This is a genomic window from Gymnodinialimonas mytili, assembly GCF_037544085.1.
Classification (GTDB): Bacteria; Pseudomonadota; Alphaproteobacteria; order Rhodobacterales; family Rhodobacteraceae; genus Gymnodinialimonas; species Gymnodinialimonas mytili.
This window is the reverse complement of record NZ_JBBIFW010000001.1, coordinates 1727631-1748785: the sequence shown is the minus strand read 5'-3', so window position 1 is coordinate 1748785 and position 21155 is coordinate 1727631. Positions and strand designations below refer to the sequence as shown.

Sequence of the window (21155 nt, the reverse complement as noted above, 5' to 3'; positions counted from 1 at the left end):
GCCGCTCTCACGACACCTGCCCAGGTGGCGGAATTGGTAGACGCGCCAGCTTCAGGTGCTGGTGTCTGTATGGACGTGGAGGTTCGAGTCCTCTCCTGGGCACCAAGTCGTTCCGGCGATGTGCAGCAGCACTTCCTTAACCGGAACAGCGCATCATTTCCGCACGGACCATACGACCAATTCCCGACGGAAGGGACAGCGCAATATGACGATCCATCTTTACCAAAATGATTTGCCAGATGACCTAGAACTGGGCCCGGTCGTCGCCATTGATTGCGAGACCATGGGCTTACACCCGCACCGGGATCGTCTGTGTGTGGTGCAATTGTCCGATGGTGATGGGAACGCGCATTTGGTGCAGGTCGCCAAGGGGCAGACCGACGCACCCAATCTTGCCCGTCTGTTGGAAGATCCCGATACGCTCAAACTGTTCCATTTCGGGCGCTTTGACATCGCAGCAATGTATCACGCCTTCGGTGCGCTGACGGCGCCGGTCTATTGCACCAAAATCGCCTCCAAGCTGGTGCGCACCTATACTGACCGGCATGGGCTGAAAAACCTGCTGCAGGAATTGCTGGACGTCGACATTTCCAAACAACAGCAAAGCTCCGATTGGGGCGCCGAGACGTTGAGCGATGCGCAACAAGCCTATGCGGCCTCTGACGTTCTCTATCTGCATCGGCTGCGCGATGCGCTGAACGACATGTTGGTACGCGAAGGGCGGATGGATATCGCACAGGCGTGTTTTGAGTTTCTGCCGATGCGTGCGAAACTGGATCTCGCCGGTTGGCCGGAGATTGATATCTTCGCCCATTGATCCGCCCCGGCGAAAGGGCCCGCCATGGCACGCAACAATCTGTACTCTTCAATCGTGGTTTGGGTGAAAATCACCTTGCCGCTCATGGCGCTTGCCCTGATGTCGACCTTGTTTCTGTTCGCCTCCAATCCCGATCCCGATGCTGCCCTGCCCTATGCCGAAGTCGACATCGATCAGATCGTGCGTGAACAACGCGTCGCGCAGCCGCGATTTGCCGGTGTTTTGGACCAAGGACGCGAATTGATCATGATCGCGGATGTCGCGACAATCGATGGGACGGAAACCGACCGCATCCGGGCCCAAAACATCGAAGGGCAGATGGACCTGTCGGGCGATGCCTATCTGACGCTTGATTCGGTTTTTGGCGATTTCGATATGGCCGCGCAGCAGGCCAGTCTGACCGACGGCGTGATCGTCACCTCATCGCTTGGCTACCAATTGGAAAGTGAGCGCTTGAACCTCGCCCTGGATGCCGTTGACGTGCATGCGCCGACGCCTGTGCATGTAACCGGTCCAGGCCTCGACTTGACGGCGGACACAATGGATCTCAGCGGCCCCGATGGCGCCACAATCCTGCGTTTCAACGGCTCCGTCCGGGTGCTATATGAGCCTCAGAATTAACGAAGGTCTTTCATCCATGCACCGCCTCCTTGCCCTTTGCCTTGCCCTGACGCTGCTGCCCGGTCTGGCCATGGCGCAGGTTGATATCGGCTTTGGGGGCGTTGTTTATGACAATAGCCAACCGGTTGAGATCACATCAGATACGCTGACTGTGGATCAAACCTCGGGCGAAGCCATTTTTACCGGCAATGTCATTGTCATACAGGGCGATCTGCGCATGGCTGCGGCCCGTGTGCGCGTCATCGACGAGCCCGGCGGCACCTCGGCCAATGATGTCCGCGAAGTAATCGCGACAGGCGGCGTCTTGATCACCCGCGGCACGGATGCGGCCGAAGGCGCCCGAGCCGTTTATAGCGTCGCCTCATCCTTGCTGACCCTGACTGGAAACGTCTTGGTGACCCAAGGCACGACGGCAATCGCAGGCGACAGCATGGTGGTGAACATGGAAACCGGCAATGGATCGGTCGATGGCCGCGTGCGCACCGTTTTGGGCGGTGAGTAATGGCATTGGACGTCACCGAAGGCTCCGCCGGTCTGCGCGTTGAAAAGCTGCGCAAAAGCTATCGCCGCCGCCCCGTTATCCGCGACGTCACGTTGGAACTGAATCGCGGCGAAGTGGTGGCTCTGCTCGGCCCCAACGGCTCAGGAAAGACAACCTCATTTTACTGCATCGCAGGGCTCATCACCCCTGATGGCGGCCGCGTCTCCATCGATGGGCAGGATGTGACGCTGTTCCCGATGTATCGTCGCGCCCGCGCCGGCGTGGGCTATCTGCCCCAGGAAATGTCGATTTTTCGCGGTCTCAGCGTCGAAGACAACATCATGTCGATCCTGGAGATCGTCGAAAAGAACCGCAAACGACGGCGCGACCGGCTGGAGGAATTGCTGAGCGAGTTTAGCATCGAACATCTGCGTCGCGCGCCGGCCTTGTCGTTGTCGGGGGGCGAACGCCGCCGGGCCGAGATTGCACGATGCCTTGCCTCTGATCCGCGATATGTGCTGCTGGATGAACCCTTTGCGGGTGTCGATCCCATCGCTGTCGGCGACATCCGCGCTCTGGTTGGGGAGCTGAAGACCCGCGGCATCGGCGTTCTGATTACCGACCATAACGTCCAGGAAACATTGGCAATTGTCGATCGGGCCTACATCTTGCATGACGGCGCCATCATCATGTCAGGCACAGCGGAAGAGGTGGTTCGCGATGAAAATGTGCGGCGTGTCTATCTGGGCCAATCGTTCCGCATCACGTGACTTCCTATCACGCTTTGCGTTGACAGCACGGGGCGACTCGTCGCCAAATACGTGGGATGGTTGCGTTCGCTTCATCCCCGACCGGCTTGCCCCATGTCCGACATTTTGGACCTCCCCGGCAAACGGTCACCCACATCCAAACCCAATTCCTTAACCACCGGAAACGGGTTTGGTGTCACTTCAAATAATATCGGAGGCTTCATGCGGTATCAGATCAGCGGAAAACAGATCGAAATCGGACAGGCCCTGCAAACCCATGTGCAGGACAGTCTCAGCACCATTGCCGAAAAATATGCTGGGCGGCCAACCGACGCGACGGTGATTTTCTCTAAATCCGGCTCTGAATTTGTTTGTGAAACCGCTGTGCATCTCTCCACCGGGCTGACCGCCTCGGCCAAGGGGCACGCCCATGAGATCTATGCCTCGTTCGAGGCAACAGCCGATAAGCTGGAAAAGCAGTTGCGCCGCTACAAGCGCCGCCTAAAGGATCACCACCGCGAACGGACCACACCCATTGATGTCTTTGGCGCAGCCTCGTATATCCTGGCGTCATCTGAAGCGACCAACGACGACCCCGAACCCGACAGCCTACAGCCCATCATCGTGGCTGAGATGGAAACACGTATTCCATCCTTGTCGGTCGGAGAAGCCGTAATGCAGATGGAGATTGCAGGAGCGCCTTTGCTGGTGTTCCGAAATGAGGGACAGGATCGGGTGAATGTGGTCTACCGCCGCGACGATGGGAACGTCGGGTGGATTGATCCGCGCACCGATTAACCGAACGGCTGCACCGGGGGACGGTCAGCGTGCTGGCCGTTCAAAAGGGATAAGGCACGGACATGGATCTACCTACTTTGCTTGCACCGCAGGCCATTAAAGTCGTTAGCGATGTCACCAGCAAAAAGCGCCTGATGCAGGCGCTGTCTGACACGGCTGAACAGCTGACAGGCGTTGACGCTCAACGGATCTTCGAAGCGCTGCAAGAGCGTGAGGGGCTTGGTCCGACGGGTGTGGGACATGGCGTGGCCCTGCCCCATGCGCGGCTGGATGAGTTGACCGAGGTGCGCGGTGTCTTTTTCCGGCTGGAGCGTGGCATCGATTTCGATGCCGCCGACCGTCAACCGGTCGATCTGGTTTTCACGCTCCTGGCGCCCTCGGCGTCGGGGGTGGAGCATCTAAAGGCGCTGGCCCTGGTCTCTCGCACGCTCCGCAATTCGGCACTGTGCGCCAAACTGCGGGCCAATAGCGATCCCGCGGCGCTCTATGCGCTGTTGACCGACGCGCAATCCCACCGCGCGGCCTAGCCCGCCTGCGCCCATCGTTGGAAGCCGAACATATGATAGTCGCGCCGATAGGCGGCGATGATGGTTCGTTCGATTTTGCCATCATAGATTGCAGATAGGTCGAACGGACCCGTGGGCTGTTCCATCTCGACCGCTGGGATGTCGGCAACACCGACATCCTGCGCCAATAGCGGCAATGCACTCGGCAGATGCGCCTCATGCAATACGGATTGCGGGACAACAACCTTGCAAAACCCTTGCAAAATCGCTGCTTGGCTGGCCCAGGCCTGATCCACCCGCAGATTTGTCTGCCCGGCAAGATTGCCTTTCATCACCTCGGCAAAGGCGGCGAAGGCAGCCCCGTGATCCGTAAGCGACCAATCCGGTCCGGGCGTGCCATCGTGGATCGGAACGTTGTAGCGCTTCCGCAGCATCCGACGTGGACCAGCATAAGCGGGGTCCGTATCGGGCAGGATAAACTGGTTGAACACCGTGAACAGACGTTCGACCGGATGTCGCAAAACGCTAAAGCTGCGAAACCCCGGATGGGCCTTCATCCAAACACGCAGATCCTTTTGGGTCATCTGCGTCAGCAATGCATCATGTCCGACCTCGCCGATCTGCGCCAACCAATCGGTGACGTTGTCCGTGGCCGCACCTTTGATGGGGCAAAACAGCAGGCCATATAACGGATGCGCCACAAATTGGCGGACCTGGGCGGTACGCTCGGGTTCAAAATCGGGAGCACGATCTAGGCCGAAGCGATCCAGGTCTGCCAAGCTGGCGACCATCTCATCGTAGTTCTCGACCTTGTCGCGCAAGGGGATCGGGTTCTGCCGTTTCAGCCTCGATGACGCGGAATCGATCCGTTCGGTTGATCCAAGGAACCCAGCAAGACCGTTCAACACATCGACGTCGTTGATATCATCATACGCAATCTGAAACGCGCTTTGCCCGGTGACTTGCAATGCGCGCTTCAAACGGGCTTGGAACCCGTTCAGATCATCTAGAAGAGTTGAAAACTCACGGGCGACGAACCGGACTTTTGCGGTTTTTGCGTGCTTCACATCCGTTAATCGCCATTGGTCGGTGGCTACAGCAATCTTGCGGCTGACATAGCTATCAAGCGGGTTCCGGGTCAGGATGATCTTTGCAATCCGCGGGTCCGGCAAGACGCGTTCGATAATCCGCGGATCGTGATCGTGGAACAGACGAAATCCTGACAACGGACCGTTCTGCGCCAAAATCTTATCCAGCAATCCAATCGGGTCAGCCTCGCGCCGATCCATGTCATAGCCGAGCAAGTCATGGCAATCGTGATGACCCATGAAAACGGGATTGAAGACCTCACCCAAGCAGTTCAGATCGGCGAAGGCATTCAAGCTTTCTTCGAGAGAGTTTGAACCGGTCCGCATCTCGGCGAATAGGACAAATCCGTCGAACCGCCGCCCCATGATCTAGCGCACCAAATAAGGTCGGTTTTCCGATGTCGGCCGGAGCGGTCTGACCCCTTCGGAGGGAAAGTCACCCACTGAAAACGGATCCATGCCCTGGTTCTTCAGATTCTGAAGAAATTTGGGGAATCCATCGAAGTTTGTCATGCGCGGCGCCTCGGTCAGACGGCTGGCATGGGCGCCTTCCATCGAATCCAGGATACGTTGCAGGTTTTCCATCGGTTCTTCTATAAATTCCGCCAACGACCAGATGCGGATTTCGGCGCGGGCGCGCACATCGCGCAGGGCATTCACAAAATCGATTTCAGTCTTTTGAAGGCGGGCCGCTTCGGCGCGAATATCAGTGAAGTCGCGGTTGGCGGTGAACAAACGCACCGCCCAGGCGCCGGTGATGATCGACAATTGCGCGTTGGAATCGGATGCCATGAAGGCCCCGTGGCGTTGGTTGTCATCCGGGCCGAACATGAACACCTGACGCTCGCCCCTGGTGTTCCAGATCAGGTTGGTCAGAAACCGTTCCGGGTTGTAGTCGCGCAACTTGGCATTGTCCGACAAGCAGCCTGCATAGGTGTCGGCCCCGCCCGCAAACTGCGCACGGGACGGCGCGAACAGGTTGCCATGCACATTGGTGCCCAAGCGGCGCGACAGCCAAGGCTCAAAATCCAAAAACAGCTCGTTGAAGCCATGAAACACGGAATAGGGTGCCGCGGATTTTCCGTTTTCCCAATCGGGGTTCGGAAAACGGCTTTGCATATACAGACCCGGACGGCCGCGAACGCGACGCTCCAACGCTTTTGCAAAGACGCGGTCGATCTTGCCGGGCGTCGGCTCCGCCATCCTTCTGTCGTCATCTGCCTGGGTCAGAAACGTGCGATACAATCGGTCTGCCTTGGGCCAGATCTTACGCGCCACAAAACAATCCGACCGGCGCAAGAGATGCAGATGATCATCGTAGAAGACATGCGGCTTGCCCTGAAAATCGAACTTCGACAGGGTCAGTGACCGGCTTTCGATGTCACGGGAATAGTTACGGACCAGGGTCTGATAATAGCTTTCGTCGGGGATCCAAACGAGTTTGAAGTAACCGTCATATTGGCGCCGCTTCGGGTCCTGCAAAATTGCGCTTAGCGTTTGGCGCGACAGACACCACCATTGACTACCCAGATGCGGCAGCAAACCCTCGGGCGTTTTGCGGCGCAGGCCCAAGCGCCGCTGAAGCTCCACAAATCGATCAAAGAGCCACCGTTGACGTTTCCATGAAAACGGAAACCGCAGTTGAAACCGTTCCGTGTTCAACCCGTCAATTGTCCAATCCACATCCCGCAATGTCACGCTTTCGATAAAATCCGTCGTCGGCCGCGCGGCCAGATAAGCGCGCAGCTCATCGATCGAGCGCAGCGGCAAACACGACCCCGAGGCAAGGTAGACATGCCGCACACCCGGGAAGTCCGACAACATCATCTCGGATGCGTCCTGAGTGGCCGAGACCAAGCTCCAGGTGCCCCATTCACACCGACGCCGCTTGCAGAACTTCACATTGTCCAGATCGGCGAGCATTTGGCGAAATCTGTCGAACTCCGCCCGCGCCACGCGACGATCCAAATGGATCACAACCGGGCAATCGCGTTCCGCCCAATGGCGCGCAACCTGCGCCGCACGGTCCAGCGCCGTGTGGCAGATCATGATGAAGCCCAGCGTACTCATCTTACGCCCAATTTCCTTTTGACATCAGCCCCAGGATCTCAAGCTGGCGCCAATTGATGTATTTCTCGGACCATTTCGTCCAAAAATCGGTGTTCTCCTCAAGACCTGCGACGTAGGCCTTGTATTCAGCCGAAGCCCCATAATGCTGTTTGCGAACCAGCTCTTCGCGGGCCTTTTTGTTGAACGTATCCAAAAGCTTGGCATGTAGCAGAACGCCAGAGGCCTTTTCGCCGCCCCATTCGTCATAAACCAGGTTCAACCCCCGCGGGAGCAGCATATGCGTCGATGAGGCATAGGCGTAATGCCGTTTCCAACGCACCAGAGGGATCTTGTTCAGCGCAGGCGCCCGTTCAGGACCGTCGGTAAAGAACATCCGGGCTCGGGGGCCGCCCTGGATCCAGAGGTTCCCATAACTCCAATTGCGCTCAATCGTGTAGTTGCCGGGATCGAACCAGCAAGCAATGTCGATTGGGTTCTGACCCTCTTGATAGGGCTGCGCGCTCAGCGGGCCCTTGGGATACATATCCAGCAGCATCGCGCCAAAGGACTTGATGGAGGACGCTTCCAGCCAGTCGGTCAGCGCCGGGATCGGTCGCGTATCGGAGAACGGATAGACCAGAAATTCATCAAGATCGACGGTCAGACACCAATGATCATGCCCGTAAAGGCGCAGAAGACGGTTCAACCAATCCATCCCAAACCGGGCGCGCTTATAGCTTTCATCGGTCCACCAGGTGGAACAATCCGGTTGCTCGGCCAGAAACTCTCGGCTCCCATCGGTGCTGTCATTGTCGACGAACACGAAATGCGCAACGCCACGATCACGGTAGTAATCCAGGAAGTATTTCAGGCGGACCCGCTCGTTGCGCAGCGTGCAGAAACACAGGATATCGCCCTCGCGAATGGCATCGGTGCGATCGGCAACCTCTTCCAGGCCACGCGATTTGCGCCAGGCACGCGCAAGGAAACGCTTGCGTTCAAGGCGCAATCCGTATCGCTGGATCGCCTGCATTGGCGGCCTCTCCCCTTCGGCGGTCAAGTTCTGCGACCACCGCTCCAAAGTGTTCGTCCCAAGTCGGGACGGATAGCCGCCCCAGATCAGGTTTCACCTGTATACAGCGAATTTGTTGCTTAATCGTTTCTTTCCATGAAGTAGCGTCATCGGCTGTCACGTAAATGACGCAATCGCTTAAGGTTTCGCGGAACACCGGCAGATCCGAACAGATTGGCATGGCTCCGGCCAGTGCTGCTTCCAACGGGGGATACCCGTATCCTTCGGCCAAGGACGGGAACAGCAACGCGTTTGCGCGGGCCAGATGGTTCTGCACCTGATCGTCGGATAGCCCGCCTTCCAGGTGGATCATATGCCCAAGCTGCGGGTGAGCCTGAAGTCGCGCCTTCAGCGCATCCGATTTCCAGCCCCAGCTTCCGATAATGTGTAGCTGCGGCATCTCGGCGGCAGACAGCTCTTTGGCCAACATCTCCCACACATCGATCATCAGCGCGTGGTTCTTGCGCGGTTCAATCGTGCCCAACATGATGAAATGGCGCGGATCGCGGTCCAGGTCGTCCAACAGCGGCGCCCGACGCACCCCCAGAGGAACCGAAATGGAAGGCGGCGCCTGGGAAGTTTGCGCCCAAACCCCCTCCAAATCAGACAATGTCGCACGGGAATTGCAGATCACAAGATCCGCATGGCGTCGCACAGCATCGACGCGTCCGGCAAATGCCTCAGCCATGCCATCAGCTACAAGATCGGGATGAAGTATCGGGATTAGATCATGGATCAAAACGGTGACAAACGTGCCGGGGCGGTCATGAAACGCTCCCAATGTCGCTTGGGACAGGTTCGAATGCCCAACATTCAGATAGGTCATCCCCTCTGCGCCGTGCCGATCGATCAGATGCGACAGCCTGTGGGGCAGACATCGGTCCATGGCATGAGGGCGTAGGGTGGCCTCCACCCGGTGACGCATCTCATCTGATTTCAGCAACAGTGCGGACAGGGCATCCGCCGACACGGGCGCGCGGGTTTGCTCGGCCAATTCGGCCAAAACAGTGGCGCCGCGATCATCCAATAGCAGATATCCACGTGTGGTCCGGCATAAGAACCGCGCATTCGCCCCAAGTGCCGCACGCAGATATGCCAGTTCGACCCGGTCAATCCCCGTCAACGGAAAACGGCTCGCGCGGGACGCGAGCCGTGTGACATCTAGCCAAAGCCCAGATATCGCCCGCAGCCCAGTCGCGCGGACCATGGGGCGTTATTGCGCCGCGCTGCGGACGGGCATCATGTCCGACAGGTAATTCTGGAATTCTTCCCGCAGATCATCGCGGGCCAGACCAAAGGCGACCGTCGCCTGCAAGAATCCGGCCTTCGATCCACAATCGAAGCGCTGACCCTTGAACCGGTAGCCATAAACATTCTCGCTGCGGTTGATTTCGGCAGCGATGGCGTCAGTCAGTTGGATCTCTCCGCCCGCACCGGTCTTCATCTGATCCAGATGCGACATGGTTTCGGGCGTCAGGATATAACGGCCAATGACCGCCAGGTTCGACGGCGCTTGATCCAGAGGGGGCTTTTCGACCATGCCTTTGACCGACACAACCGATCCCATATCGTCTTTGATATCCAACACACCATAAGAAGACACTTTGTCGTCGGGTACTTCCATCGCAGCCACCATATTGCCGCCGGTCTCGGCATGGGCTTCGACCATCTGCTGCAAGCACGGCGTATCGGATGCAATCACGTCATCCGGCAACATCACCGCAAAGGGCTCATCAGACGCCAACAGACGCCGCGCGCACCAAACGGCGTGGCCAAGGCCAAGCGCCTTGTGCTGCCGCACATAGGCGATCGCGCCGGAATCCATGTTGGTGTCCAGCAATTTACCCAAAAGCTCATCTTTGCCCTTTTGGCGTAAGGTGTCTTCAAGCTGCGGCGAATGGTCGAAATAATCTTCCAATGCGCCTTTGCCGCGGCTGGTCACGAAGATGAATTCGGTGATGCCGGCGGCCCGCGCCTCGTCGATGGCATATTGGATCAACGGGCGATCCACCAAGGTCATGATCTCTTTCGGGATCGATTTCGTCGCTGGCAGGAACCGTGTGCCCAAACCTGCAACGGGAAAAATCGCCGTCGTTACTTTTTTTCTCATACCTAGCCTCGTCTTCGCGCGTCCAGTTATGTGGTCTTTCGTCTGTGCATATTTCTATCACGAAACACGCCTTGCCACATGGGGAAGCTAAATCACCTGCTCCCCACGATGGCTAGAGACCGCGTATGTCAGAAATACGGCGGATTTCTTCGCATCGACGGCTTTTGAATGTCGAAAACCGCAATCGCGGGCCATCGCGATTCGCGGCGCCATACAGCCCGCCCATCTGTTCCCACCAACCGGTGTCGGTATAGAAAACCTTATGCTTTCGGGGTGTTAGATCGAAGAGCAGCAAAGTCACACCGAACCCATCCGCAACCAAGTCTGCGGCCCGTTTTCGTAGTCCAGAGGCTTTTATCGACCACCCGGACAGGACCCGATGACCGGGCGGATCACCGCTTACAAGGCGCAAAAACCCGCACAGTGCTTCTTTGACAGGCGGCGTAAAATTTTCGGATGCTGCACCTGCAGCAAGACCGTCTCGCAGCGACTCCATCAAACCACGCATCGCCGAATCATTCAGCTTGCGGGTCCGCGCCAATTGCAGAAGCCGTGTGCTCTGCGCCGCCTCCAGGTCGCGAATGACGCGCGCATGATCCTCAACCGGCGCATGTTTTCGCAGAAACAAAGCGGTCGAGGCGCCAATATCCTCAAGGCTCAATGGCACGCGCTGTCCGGTTCTGCGGGCGCTTGCAGCAAAGCTGTGATGCACGACGGCATTCGGCACCCACATGCTCTGCAAACCTGCGCGGCCAAGGCGCAGCGCGATATCCGTGTCGTCCAGATAGAAGGCAAAGCCTTCGTCAAACCCACCAAGATCCTCGAATACTGCCCGACGGAACGCCATGTTTGTGCCCTGCAGCTTGCGGACATAACCATCGGGAACCCGTCCATCGGCCTCCATCGGGGTATCTTGGGCACATGCGTTCACCGCAAGCGGCCCCCATTGCAGAGAAGTCCCGTTTCGGCCCAAAACGGGTCCGGTAAGTGCGGCAATGCCGGGATTGTCAAATGCGGCGCAGATGGCCGCGACCCATGTCGGCTCAGCGATGGCATCATCATCGATGAAGGCCACCACCTGACCCGCGGCCTGCGAAAGCCCAGCATTCCGCGCGCGCGAAACATTGGGGCCGTCCTGGTCAACCAGCTTCAAACGATCCGCAAAGGGCAGCGACCGCGCCGACGCCAAACCCGCCGGATCCGCAACGACAATGACCTCACATCCGGACCGGCATTGTTGCGATAGGCTCAGAAGACAGCGCCGCAATGCATCGGGGCGACCCCAGCTCACGACGATGACGCTCAGTTCGTCCGGCGCCATTACGGCGCGCCCATCTCGCGCAGCATTGCCTCGATCCGCGGGATGTCTTCGGGGTTGTTCAATTCCCAGAACTTGGCGCCCCGCGCCTCGACCTCGACGCATAAAACCGGGTGGCCCGCCTCCAGAAAGCGCAGCTGCTCCAGGCCCTCAAGCGTCTCTAACGGGCCAATAGACCAATGTGGATAGGCCCTGAGCGCCCAGGGCCGATAGGCATAGACCCCGACATGATGAAAAACCGGCGTCTCAGCCTCATCCGCATAGGTCTCAGCGGTGAACGGCACCACCTCTTTCGAGAAATAGAGCGCCCGCATCTTGCTATCCGCCACCGCGGTGGTCCCGCCCACGCGCCCAGCGGCGCGGTCAGCCTTAAACGCCGTCAGCGTCTCGCCATCGCAGCGCAAAATCGGCGTGGCCAAAGCCGCCTGCGCATCGCCGCGCAAACCGTCAATCAATTGTTCCAGAAACCAGGGCGGCGTCAGCGGCGCGTCCCCTTGCAGGTTCACCACAATCTCGACATCGTCGCCCAGGATCTCCAACGCCTCGGCACAGCGTTCTGTCCCATTGCGGGCCTCCGATGACGTCATCAGAACGTCAGCGCCAAATCCCCGCGCCGCCTCGGCAATCCGGTCATCATCGGTGGCGACATAGATGGCATCCAAGCCGGTCACATCCTGCGCAGCGCGCCAGGATCGTTCGATCAGGCTGGTGGATTGACCGGTCGCGCCGGTCAACATCGCCAAGGGTTTTCCCGGGTAGCGGGTCGAGGCATAGCGCGCCGGAATGACGCAAACGACGCTCACGGCGCTTTCAGATCCACATTCGGTGATGCGGCAATGAAAAACCCGTTGGCAAATCCGGCTTTTCCATAGTCGAACGGCGCATGATCCTCGAACCGCACCATGCGCCCGCCCGCACCGCGCAACACGGCATCGCCCGCGGCAGTATCCCATTCCATCGTGCGCCCAAGCCGCGGATACAGATCCGCCTCTCCCGTCGCCACAAGACAGAATTTCAGCGACGATCCGGCGCTTTTCGTGTCAGCACAGGCGTATTTTCCAATGTAATCATCCGTCGCCTGGTCCCGATGCGATTTTGAGGCGACAACCCGTAACGCGGCATTGTCCGCCTTAGCCACACTCAGCTGTGTCAGGGCGCCGGGTACCTCCGGGTCAAACGGCCCCGCCTCTTCCACACTCTGACCGGTGGCATCGGTATAGAACAAACGGCCCTTTGCGGGCGCATAGACGATCCCACGGGTCGGGACGCCGTTCTCGACCAAGGCAATATTCACCGTGAAATCGCCCCGCCGCTTGATGAACTCCTTGGTTCCGTCCAATGGATCGACGATCAAGAACCGATCGGCCGAGACATCGTGGCTGCCCGCCTGTTCTTCGGTGACCAGGGCGATATCGGGGAATGCGGCGCGCAGATGATCCGAGATCACGGCATCGGCACGTTCATCGGCTTCGGTCACCGGGCTGTCGTCGGATTTGACTTTCACGTCAAAATCCGCAGCGCCATAGACCTCCATAATCACATCACCGGCGGCCAAAGCCGCCTTTCGCATCACCGTTAGAAGTATCTCGTGATCCATGGGGGCCGCCGCTGAATTGAAAATTAACCGTGTGCGGGTTATCAACCGACCAACGCGTGATGGCAAGATGTCGCCTTATTTGGGGTGTACCACACCGGAAATCAGCGCAGTTCAAACCCGCGCGGGCGGACATAAGGCAGGCTCATGTTTCAACAACACCAGTCCAGATCGACCCTTGGTCTGATGTTCTCGATGGCAGAGGTGACCTTTCATGCGACGGTCCGCAAGGTTCGCAAGGCCCATGGCAACGCCGTGCTGTCGATCATCCTGTCGATCGTACAGAGCATTCTGTTTATCGCCTTCTTCTATCTGATGTTCGCCTTCACCGGCATGCAAGGCGCCGCGATCCGCGGCAACTTCATGCTGTATCTGATGACCGGCATTTTTCTGTACCTGACCCATATCCAAACCCTGCGTGCCGTCATGACATCGGATGGACCAACCAGCCAGATGATGCAGCACGCGCCGATGAATACCTATGTGTCGATCATATCGGCGGCCTTGTCGGTGCTTTACACGCAGACAATCGCGGTCATGTGCATCTTGTTGTTGATCCACACGGTGATCGAGCCGATTTCGATCCATTACTGGCCCGGCGCGCTGAAAATGTATCTGCTGGTCTGGCTTCTCGGGCTCGCCTTGGGGATCATCTTCATGGCGCTCAAGCCGTGGTCACCCGAAGCGGTGAACCTGATTTCAATGATCTATATGCGCGCCAACATGATCTTTTCCGGCAAGATGTTCGTTGCCAACATGCTGCCATCCGTCATGCTGCCGATCTTTACGTGGAACCCGCTGTTCCACATCATCGATCAAATCCGCGGCGACGTCTTCGTCAACTACTTCCCGCATGTCACGAATGAGGTCTTTCCGATCAGCATGACGCTGATTTTGCTTCTGATCGGCCTGATGCTGGAATTCTACACCCGTAAGCACGCCTCGGCATCTTGGGATGCGCGGCGCTGATCCAACGAAGGACATCGATATGATTGCCCGGTTTTTGTTTGTGATGATCTTCAGCTTCTTTGCGCTGAGCGCCCAAGCACAAGGGGTGTTTCCCGCGCGCTACGATGTCCAGGGTGTGGCATCCGACGACGTTCTGAACCTTCGCGCCGGGCCCGGCGCCGACACCGAGATTGTCGGCAGTCTTGCGCCCGATGCCACCTCGGTCGAAATACTGGGTCTGAATGATACAGGGACTTGGGCGCTGGTCGCTCAACCGGAACTGACGGCCTGGGCCAGCACATCGTTTCTGGACAGGCAACCGGGTCAGGATCAATTTCAGCCCCTCTCTCAAATGCCGCTGCGCTGTATCGGCACCGAACCGTTTTGGAGCGTGACGCTCGATACACCCGGCATCGCAACGCTCGACACGCCGGAACAAGAGGCGGAGGATATCGATCTGTCGAACTACGCGACCTCGGCAAATGATCTGCGCGTGCAAAGCTTCAACGGCATCGGCAGCGTCGGGCCGATTCTGGGCGTCATCCGACGCGCCTATTGCTCCGACGGGATGTCGGACCGGGATTATGGCTTTACCCTGGATTTCTTCTCCGACACGACCGGCCAGATCTCGCATCTCACAGGATGCTGTCGCCTGAACTAGCTGACGACGCGCAGGGTTAGATTGATTCGCCCGCCTTTCGGCAACAAGGTCGATGACCCGGGCCGGATGCGATCCACCCCGTGGTAATTCAGCCGCGCAGCACCGCCCATCACCGCGACATCGCCGGAACCCAGCCAGATCGATTGCGTCTTGCCGCCGCGTTCTGATCCGCCAACGCGGAACAACGCCGCGTCGCCCAGCGAAATCGACACAACCGGCATATCGAAATTCGCCTCGTCCCGATCCTGATGCATCCCCATTTTGGCGTCGGCATCGTAGAAATTGACCAGGCAGCTCTCCGGATCGCGCGTCACACCGGATACGTCGCGCCATACGCGCAGCGCCAATGGCGGGATTTGCGGCCACTTATGACCGTCCGGATGCGTCCGCTCGTACCGATACCCCTTCCGGTCCGAGATCCAGCCGAACGTCCCGGCAGATGTCATTCGCACCGACATTTTCTGCCCGCGTTTCGTCTCGGGCCGAAACAGCGGCGCCGCCTGAACAACGTGCCGCACCTCCTCAACCAAAGCGGCCTGATCCCCGGCCCCCAAGTGGCCCTGATGCACCGCAATCCCACCAACATCGACAATCAACGCAATTTCCCCGCGATTCCTTTGCCCGCAAGCGCTTGCAGGGGCAAAACGTGCTTCTTATATACGCCCGGACCCTGGAACGGCACTCCGATCCGGGACTATCACATTGCCAAAGGCGGCACGGGGGCCGCAATCGGACCCGCCTCCGCCTGTTCGCTTGAAGAAAGGGACCTGACCAAGATGGCTAAAGTAATTGGAATTGACCTGGGAACCACCAACTCCTGCGTGGCGATCATGGATGGCTCGCAGCCGCGCGTGATCGAAAACTCAGAAGGCGCGCGCACGACCCCGTCGATTGTCGCCTTCACCGATGATGAACGTCTGGCGGGCCAAGCCGCCAAGCGCCAGGCCGTCACCAACCCCGAAAACACGATCTTTGGCGTCAAGCGCCTGATCGGTCGGCGGTTCGATGACGAACATCTGGACAAAGACAAAAAGAACCTGCCGTTCAACGTGATCGATGGCGGCAATGGCGACGCCTGGGTCGAGGCCAAGGGTGAGAAATATTCGTCCAGCCAGATCTCGGCCTTCATCCTGCAAAAGATGAAGGAAACCGCGGAAAGCTACCTGGGCGAAGATGTCGACCAGGCCGTGATCACGGTGCCCGCTTACTTCAACGATGCCCAGCGCCAGGCCACCAAAGATGCCGGTAAGATCGCGGGCCTCGAAGTGCTGCGCATCATCAACGAGCCAACGGCGGCCGCCCTTGCCTACGGCCTCGACAAGCAGGAAACGCGCACCATCGCGGTCTATGACCTGGGCGGTGGTACATTCGACGTGACCATCCTGGAAATCGATGACGGCCTGTTTGAAGTGAAATCCACCAATGGCGACACGTTCCTGGGTGGTGAAGATTTCGACATGCGGATCGTGAACTACCTGGCTGAGGAGTTCAAAAAGGAAAACCAGGTCGATCTGACCGCTGACAAGATGGCGTTGCAGCGCCTGAAAGAAGCCGCCGAAAAAGCCAAGATCGAACTGTCCTCCTCTAGCCAGACCGAAATCAACCAGCCCTTCATCTCGATGGGTGCCAACGGTCAGCCGCTGCACATGGTCATGAAGCTGACCCGTGCCAAGCTGGAAAGCCTGGTCTCGGATCTGATCAAAGCCTCAATGAAGCCCTGCGCCGCCGCGTTGAAAGATGCCGGCCTCAGCAAGACCGATATCGATGAGGTTGTGCTGGTCGGCGGGATGACCCGCATGCCCAAGGTGATCGAGGAAGTGACCAACTTCTTCGGGAAAGAGCCCCATAAAGGCGTGAACCCCGACGAGGTCGTCGCCATGGGCGCCGCCATTCAGGCCGGTGTTCTGCAGGGCGACGTGAAAGACGTGGTTCTGCTCGACGTCACGCCGCTGTCGCTCGGCATCGAAACGCTGGGCGGTGTCTTCACCCGCCTGATCGACCGCAACACGACGATCCCGACGAAAAAGTCGCAGATCTTCTCGACCGCGGAAGACAACCAGAACGCCGTGACGATCCGTGTGTTCCAGGGTGAGCGTGAAATGGCCGCCGACAACAAGATGCTCGGCCAGTTTAACCTTGAAAACATCCCGCCCGCGCCGCGCGGCGTGCCGCAGATCGAGGTGACGTTCGACATCGACGCCAACGGCATCGTGTCCGTCGGCGCCAAGGACAAAGGCACCGGCAAGGAACAGCAGATCACGATCCAGGCCTCCGGCGGTCTCAGCGATGACGATATCGACCGCATGGTCCGCGAAGCCGAGGAAAATGCCGAGGCCGATAAGGATCGCAAGGATCTGGTGGAAACCAAGAACCAGGCTGAAAGCCTGATCCACGGCACTGAAAAGTCGATGGAAGAGCACGGCGATAAAGTCGATCCGTCGACCATCGAAGCGATCGAGTTGGCCTTGAACGCGCTGAAAGAAACGCTCGACAGCGAAGATGCGGCCAAAATCAAAGGCGGCATTCAGAACGTGACCGAGGCGGCGATGCGTCTGGGTGAAGCGATCTACAAGGCCGAGCAAGAGAAAGCCGAAGGCGCCGGTGGCGATGAAAGCGATCTGGATGACGGTGATGAACAACGCGGTGTCGATGAAGACATCGTGGATGCCGATTTCGAAGATCTCGACGACGACCGCAAGCGCGGCTGATCGCTTTTTAGACCCTTGTGACCGGCCCGTGGGAAACCTGGGCCGGTTCATGCTTTTCCGAAGGGGAACCCCATGGCAAAACGCGACTATTACGAGGTGCTCGGCGTCTCGAAGGGGGCGTCGGCGGACGAGATCAAGAAGGCCTATCGCAAGAAGGCCAAGGAACTGCACCCCGACCGCAATGCCGACAATCCGAATGCCGAAGCGCAATTCAAAGAAGCCAACGAGGCTTATGACGTCCTAAAAGATGGCGACAAGAAAGCTGCCTATGATCGGTTTGGGCATGCGGCCTTCGACGGTGGCATGGCGGGCGGTGCGCGCGCCGGTGGCGCCCAGGGCCAAGGTGATTTCGCAAGCGCCTTCTCTGACGTGTTCGAAGATCTGTTTGGCGATTTCATGGGCGGTCAACGGGGTGGACGCCCCGGCGGCGGACGCAACCGCGCGACCCGTGGATCCGATCTGCGCTACAACCTGAAAATCTCGCTCGAAGAGGCGTTTTCGGGCCTGAACAAGCAGATCACTGTCCCGTCCTCGGTGGCGTGTGGTTCCTGTGACGGTACCGGCTCCGAAGGTGGCGCCGAACCGACAACCTGCCCCACCTGTTCCGGGATGGGGAAGGTGCGCGCGCAGCAGGGTTTTTTCACCGTCGAACGCACCTGCCCCACCTGTTCCGGGATCGGTCAGATTGTCAAAAACCCTTGCCGCACCTGTGGCGGCGCCGGCCGGACCGAGAAAGAGCGCGCGCTTAGCGTGAATATTCCCGCGGGCGTCGAAACCGGGACACGCATCCGTCTGTCTGGCGAAGGTGAGGCCGGTCTACGCGGTGGCCCGACCGGTGATCTCTACATCTTCATCGAAGTGGCCGATCACGCGCTGTTCCAACGTGAAGGCATGGATCTGTTCTGCCGCGTTCCCGTTTCAATGGTCTCCGCCGCGCTTGGCGGCGAGATCGAGGTTCCGACAATCGATGGCGGACGCTCCCGTGTGCGTGTGCCCGAAGGCTCCCAAGCTGGGCGGCAAATGCGGCTGCGCGGCAAGGGCATGCCTGCGCTGCGTGGTCCCGGTGAAGGCGACATGTATATCGAGCTTCAGGTCGAAACGCCGGTCAAGCTGAACAGCGAGCAGAAAGAGCTGCTGCGCCAGTTCGAAGAAAGCTGCGCCAAGTCGAACAATCCAAATGCCAGCGGATTCTTCGATAAGGTCAAAAGCTTCTGGGACTCGATCAAAGACTAACCCGACAGGTTCGTGAGAATTCAAAAACCCCTGGCCCATCGGTCGGGGGCTTTTTTTGTGCGGATTACTTGTGAGTGCAAAGATATACCGGAGATATCCGTCAGATATACCAGGTCTATCGCCCGATTTGCGGCCTCAAACCTGCCCAATCTCGCACGCGGCCATGACCGCCATATTGAGAATGTCGTTCGAGGTTGAGATCGTGGAGGCGATCTGAACCGGGCGATCAAGGCCCGTCAAAATTGGCCCCAAAACCGTCGCGCCCGCCATTTCCTGCATCAGTTTTACTGAGATCGACGCCGAATGCCGCGCCGGAACAACCAGGATATTCGCAGGCCCCGACAGGCGGTTGAACGGATACAGCTCGCGCAGCGCCGGGTTCAGCGCCACATCCACCGTCATCTCGCCATCATATTCAAAATCAACGCCTTTTTGGTCCAGCACCCGCGGCGCCTGATGCATCTTTTCAGCCCGTTCGCTGACCGGATAGCCAAAGGTCGAGAAGCTGACAAAAGCCACCCGCGGCTCCAGCCCAAGGCCCCGCGCCACCTGCGCCCCCCGCTCGGCAATCAACGCCAGATCCTGATCCGACGGCCATTCATGCACCAGCGTGTCGCCGATCAACACGATCCGCCCGCTATGCAGCAATGCCGTTACACCAACCGCACCATCCTCGGCCTTTGCGTCAAACACATTCCCAATCATTTCAAGGATTTGCGCCGATTTCCGCGTCGCACCAGTTACCAGCCCATCGCCATGCCCATGCGCCAGCATTGAGGCCGCAAAGACGTGGCGATCCCGCGCAGCAAGGCGGTGGATATCCTGCCGGTCGTACCCCTTCCGCTGCAATCGCGTATAGAGAAACTCCTTATAAGTCTCCAAATGCCGGGTATTGGCCGCGTTCACGATCTCAAGTTCACGCGCAGCATCGGCCAGCCCAGCGGCCTCAAGCTTTTCCGCCACATCCGCGTCACGACCGACCACCAAGGCGCGGCCAAGACCTTGCCGCTGATACGCCACCGCAGCACGCAGCACACGCGGATCGTCACCCTCGGCAAAGATCATCCGCGCCTGAGCGTTCCGCGCCCGCGCATAAAGACCTTGCATAATCGATGAGGTTGGGTCCATCCGCGCCTGCAAATCCTTGGCATATGTATCCAAATCAATGATCGGTCGCCGTGCAGCACCGGTATCCATACCCGCCTGCGCGACGGCCGGCGGGATCGTATAGATCAGCCGCGGATCGAACGGCGTCGGAATAATGTAGTCCCGCCCAAAGCTCAGCTTTCGCCCATAAGCCATAGCCACTTCATCGGGCACATCTTCCCGCGCCAATTCGGCCAAGGCGCGCGCGCAAGCGATTTTCATCTCATCATTGATGGCGCGGGCATGCACATCCAAGGCACCGCGAAACAGGTAAGGGAATCCGAGTACGTTATTGACTTGATTAGGATAATCCGACCGACCCGTGGCGACGATTGCATCGGCGCGCACCGCTTGCGCCTCTTCCGGCGTGATCTCGGGATCGGGGTTCGCCATGGCAAAAATGACGGGATTGTCGGCCATGCTTTTGACCATCTCAGGCGTAACAGCCCCTTTGACGGACACGCCTAGAAATACGTCGGCACCGTCCATCGCCTCTTCCAGGGTCCGCAGATCAGTGGCGACCGCATGACCCGATTTCCACTGGTTCATGCCTTCGGTGCGACCCTGGTAGATCACGCCTTTCGTATCGCAAACGATGCAATTCTCGTGCCGGGCGCCCATTGCCTTCAGCAGCTCGATACAGGCGATTCCAGCCGCGCCGGCCCCATTCAGAACGATCCGACAATCCTCGATCTTCTTTCCCGACAGATGCAGCGCATTGATCAAGCCAGCCGCGCAAATCACCGCGGTGCCGTGCTGATCGTCATGGAAAACGGGGATATCCATGACCTCTTTCAGGCGCTGCTCGATCATGAAGCATTCCGGCGCCTTGATGTCTTCCAGATTGATGCCACCAAACGAAGGACCCATCAGACGGACCGCATTCACAAACTCATCGACATCTTCGGTGTCCAGCTCGATATCGATGGAGTTCACGTCGGCGAACCGTTTGAAGAGAACCGCCTTTCCCTCCATGACCGGCTTTGAGGCGAGCGCACCCAGATTGCCGAGGCCCAGCACCGCCGTCCCGTTTGAGATCACGGCAACCATATTGCCTTTGGTGGTGTAATCGTAAGCCGTTTCAGGCGTTTCAGCGATCACCTCACAAGGAACGGCAACACCCGGCGAATAGGCCAGCGACAGATCGCGCTGGGTCGCCATTGGGGTGGATGCGTTTATATCGATCTTCCCGGGTCGCGGGTCCAAATGATAGGCCAGCGCCTCTTCACGGGTGATCTTCTGCTTGTCTGCCATGC

20 protein-coding genes and 1 tRNA gene are annotated in these 21155 nt (G+C 58.6%); 11 read left to right on the top strand and 10 right to left on the bottom strand.

What is annotated here, in order from left to right:
• The first annotated feature begins 18 nt into the window (after positions 1-18).
• The 7 genes from V8J82_RS08710 (at position 19) to V8J82_RS08680 (ending at position 3993) form a co-directional block, all read left to right on the top strand.
• Positions 19-105: transfer RNA gene (locus V8J82_RS08710), tRNA-Leu, on the top strand.
• A gap of 100 nt (positions 106-205) precedes the next feature.
• Positions 206-817 carry a ribonuclease D gene (locus V8J82_RS08705; RefSeq protein WP_339974251.1) on the top strand — a complete coding sequence of 204 codons (612 nt, stop codon included), beginning with the start codon at positions 206-208 and terminating at the stop codon, positions 815-817.
• 24 nt (positions 818-841) lie between these two features.
• A complete protein-coding gene (locus V8J82_RS08700) occupies positions 842-1438 on the top strand; it encodes a hypothetical protein (RefSeq protein ID WP_339974249.1) in 597 nt (198 codons plus the stop codon).
• Positions 1439-1454: 16 nt separating this feature from the next.
• Positions 1455-1940 carry an LptA/OstA family protein gene (locus V8J82_RS08695; protein ID WP_339974247.1) on the top strand — a complete coding sequence of 162 codons (486 nt, stop codon included), beginning with the start codon at positions 1455-1457 and terminating at the stop codon, positions 1938-1940.
• Positions 1940-2689 (top strand): LPS export ABC transporter ATP-binding protein, encoded by a 750-nt coding sequence (lptB, locus tag V8J82_RS08690; RefSeq protein ID WP_339974245.1) that lies wholly within the window; start codon positions 1940-1942, stop codon positions 2687-2689. The genes V8J82_RS08695 and lptB overlap by 1 nt, the downstream gene beginning before the upstream one ends.
• A 201-nt stretch (positions 2690-2890) precedes the next feature.
• Entirely contained in the window at positions 2891-3466 is a 576-nt protein-coding gene (hpf, locus tag V8J82_RS08685) for a ribosome hibernation-promoting factor, HPF/YfiA family (protein ID WP_339974243.1), read from the top strand.
• Positions 3467-3528: 62 nt separating this feature from the next.
• Positions 3529-3993, top strand: coding sequence for a PTS sugar transporter subunit IIA (locus V8J82_RS08680; RefSeq protein ID WP_339974241.1), 465 nt, complete (start codon positions 3529-3531; stop codon positions 3991-3993).
• On the opposite strand, the gene V8J82_RS08675 is transcribed toward V8J82_RS08680, so the two are convergent.
• From V8J82_RS08675 to cysQ, 8 genes are all read right to left on the bottom strand, one after another.
• Positions 3990-5426: a nodulation protein NodH gene (locus tag V8J82_RS08675; RefSeq protein WP_339974239.1), complete on the bottom strand. Its 1437-nt coding sequence runs from the start codon at positions 5424-5426 to the stop codon at positions 3990-3992. The genes V8J82_RS08680 and V8J82_RS08675 overlap by 4 nt on opposite strands.
• A 3-nt stretch (positions 5427-5429) precedes the next feature.
• Positions 5430-7130 carry a DUF5927 domain-containing protein gene (locus tag V8J82_RS08670; RefSeq protein ID WP_339974237.1) on the bottom strand — a complete coding sequence of 567 codons (1701 nt, stop codon included), beginning with the start codon at positions 7128-7130 and terminating at the stop codon, positions 5430-5432.
• A 1-nt stretch (position 7131) separates the two neighbouring features.
• On the bottom strand, positions 7132-8142 hold the full coding sequence (locus V8J82_RS08665) for a glycosyltransferase family 2 protein (RefSeq protein WP_339974235.1): 1011 nt from the start codon (positions 8140-8142) through the stop codon (positions 7132-7134).
• Positions 8108-9388, bottom strand: coding sequence for a glycosyltransferase (locus V8J82_RS08660; protein WP_339974233.1), 1281 nt, complete (start codon positions 9386-9388; stop codon positions 8108-8110). The genes V8J82_RS08665 and V8J82_RS08660 overlap by 35 nt, the downstream gene beginning before the upstream one ends.
• Before the next feature lie 6 nt (positions 9389-9394).
• Positions 9395-10291 carry a UTP--glucose-1-phosphate uridylyltransferase GalU gene (gene galU / locus V8J82_RS08655; RefSeq protein WP_339974231.1) on the bottom strand — a complete coding sequence of 299 codons (897 nt, stop codon included), beginning with the start codon at positions 10289-10291 and terminating at the stop codon, positions 9395-9397.
• A gap of 112 nt (positions 10292-10403) precedes the next feature.
• The gene (locus tag V8J82_RS08650; RefSeq protein WP_339974229.1) at positions 10404-11612 is read right to left on the bottom strand and encodes a glycosyltransferase family 2 protein; all 1209 of its coding nucleotides are present in this window, start codon (positions 11610-11612) and stop codon (positions 10404-10406) included.
• Positions 11612-12412 (bottom strand): 3-deoxy-manno-octulosonate cytidylyltransferase, encoded by an 801-nt coding sequence (locus tag V8J82_RS08645; protein ID WP_339974227.1) that lies wholly within the window; start codon positions 12410-12412, stop codon positions 11612-11614. The genes V8J82_RS08650 and V8J82_RS08645 overlap by 1 nt, the downstream gene beginning before the upstream one ends.
• Positions 12409-13206: a 3'(2'),5'-bisphosphate nucleotidase CysQ gene (cysQ, locus tag V8J82_RS08640; protein WP_339974225.1), complete on the bottom strand. Its 798-nt coding sequence runs from the start codon at positions 13204-13206 to the stop codon at positions 12409-12411. The genes V8J82_RS08645 and cysQ overlap by 4 nt, the downstream gene beginning before the upstream one ends.
• Before the next feature lie 144 nt (positions 13207-13350).
• Between cysQ and V8J82_RS08635 the strand changes: the two genes are divergently transcribed.
• On the top strand, positions 13351-14172 hold the full coding sequence (locus tag V8J82_RS08635; protein WP_339974223.1) for an ABC transporter permease: 822 nt from the start codon (positions 13351-13353) through the stop codon (positions 14170-14172).
• 19 nt (positions 14173-14191) lie between these two features.
• Positions 14192-14812, top strand: a complete 621-nt coding sequence (locus V8J82_RS08630) for a COG3650 family protein (RefSeq protein WP_339974221.1) — start codon at positions 14192-14194, stop codon at positions 14810-14812.
• Here the strand turns inward: V8J82_RS08630 and V8J82_RS08625 are convergent.
• Complete coding sequence (locus V8J82_RS08625) at positions 14809-15408, bottom strand: alpha-ketoglutarate-dependent dioxygenase AlkB family protein (RefSeq protein ID WP_339974218.1); 600 nt, start codon at positions 15406-15408, stop codon at positions 14809-14811. The genes V8J82_RS08630 and V8J82_RS08625 overlap by 4 nt on opposite strands.
• Positions 15409-15588: 180 nt before the next feature.
• On the opposite strand from V8J82_RS08625, the gene dnaK reads away from it, so the two are divergent.
• Positions 15589-17520 carry a molecular chaperone DnaK gene (gene dnaK, locus V8J82_RS08620; RefSeq protein WP_339974216.1) on the top strand — a complete coding sequence of 644 codons (1932 nt, stop codon included), beginning with the start codon at positions 15589-15591 and terminating at the stop codon, positions 17518-17520.
• Positions 17521-17592: 72 nt separating this feature from the next.
• On the top strand, positions 17593-18753 hold the full coding sequence (gene dnaJ, locus V8J82_RS08615) for a molecular chaperone DnaJ (protein WP_339974214.1): 1161 nt from the start codon (positions 17593-17595) through the stop codon (positions 18751-18753).
• A 135-nt stretch (positions 18754-18888) separates the two neighbouring features.
• Here dnaJ and V8J82_RS08610 read toward each other — a convergent pair whose 3' ends face one another.
• Positions 18889-21153 carry an NADP-dependent malic enzyme gene (locus V8J82_RS08610; protein WP_339974212.1) on the bottom strand — a complete coding sequence of 755 codons (2265 nt, stop codon included), beginning with the start codon at positions 21151-21153 and terminating at the stop codon, positions 18889-18891.
• Positions 21154-21155: the final 2 nt, after the last annotated feature.

Coding starts and splice junctions, on each gene's coding strand:
- dnaK (WP_339974216.1), top strand. CDS start 15,589: ATGGCTAAAGTAATTGGAATTGACCTGGGAACCACCAACTCCTGCGTG.
- hpf (WP_339974243.1), top strand. CDS start 2,891: ATGCGGTATCAGATCAGCGGAAAACAGATCGAAATCGGACAGGCCCTG.
- V8J82_RS08665 (WP_339974235.1), bottom strand. CDS start 8,142: ATGCAGGCGATCCAGCGATACGGATTGCGCCTTGAACGCAAGCGTTTC.
- V8J82_RS08660 (WP_339974233.1), bottom strand. CDS start 9,388: ATGGTCCGCGCGACTGGGCTGCGGGCGATATCTGGGCTTTGGCTAGAT.
- V8J82_RS08635 (WP_339974223.1), top strand. CDS start 13,351: ATGTTTCAACAACACCAGTCCAGATCGACCCTTGGTCTGATGTTCTCG.
- V8J82_RS08675 (WP_339974239.1), bottom strand. CDS start 5,426: ATGGGGCGGCGGTTCGACGGATTTGTCCTATTCGCCGAGATGCGGACC.
- V8J82_RS08610 (WP_339974212.1), bottom strand. CDS start 21,153: ATGGCAGACAAGCAGAAGATCACCCGTGAAGAGGCGCTGGCCTATCAT.
- V8J82_RS08705 (WP_339974251.1), top strand. CDS start 206: ATGACGATCCATCTTTACCAAAATGATTTGCCAGATGACCTAGAACTG.
- dnaJ (WP_339974214.1), top strand. CDS start 17,593: ATGGCAAAACGCGACTATTACGAGGTGCTCGGCGTCTCGAAGGGGGCG.
- lptB (WP_339974245.1), top strand. CDS start 1,940: ATGGCATTGGACGTCACCGAAGGCTCCGCCGGTCTGCGCGTTGAAAAG.
- cysQ (WP_339974225.1), bottom strand. CDS start 13,206: ATGGATCACGAGATACTTCTAACGGTGATGCGAAAGGCGGCTTTGGCC.
- V8J82_RS08630 (WP_339974221.1), top strand. CDS start 14,192: ATGATTGCCCGGTTTTTGTTTGTGATGATCTTCAGCTTCTTTGCGCTG.
- V8J82_RS08700 (WP_339974249.1), top strand. CDS start 842: ATGGCACGCAACAATCTGTACTCTTCAATCGTGGTTTGGGTGAAAATC.
- galU (WP_339974231.1), bottom strand. CDS start 10,291: ATGAGAAAAAAAGTAACGACGGCGATTTTTCCCGTTGCAGGTTTGGGC.
- V8J82_RS08680 (WP_339974241.1), top strand. CDS start 3,529: ATGGATCTACCTACTTTGCTTGCACCGCAGGCCATTAAAGTCGTTAGC.
- V8J82_RS08670 (WP_339974237.1), bottom strand. CDS start 7,130: ATGAGTACGCTGGGCTTCATCATGATCTGCCACACGGCGCTGGACCGT.
- V8J82_RS08695 (WP_339974247.1), top strand. CDS start 1,455: ATGCACCGCCTCCTTGCCCTTTGCCTTGCCCTGACGCTGCTGCCCGGT.
- V8J82_RS08650 (WP_339974229.1), bottom strand. CDS start 11,612: ATGGCGCCGGACGAACTGAGCGTCATCGTCGTGAGCTGGGGTCGCCCC.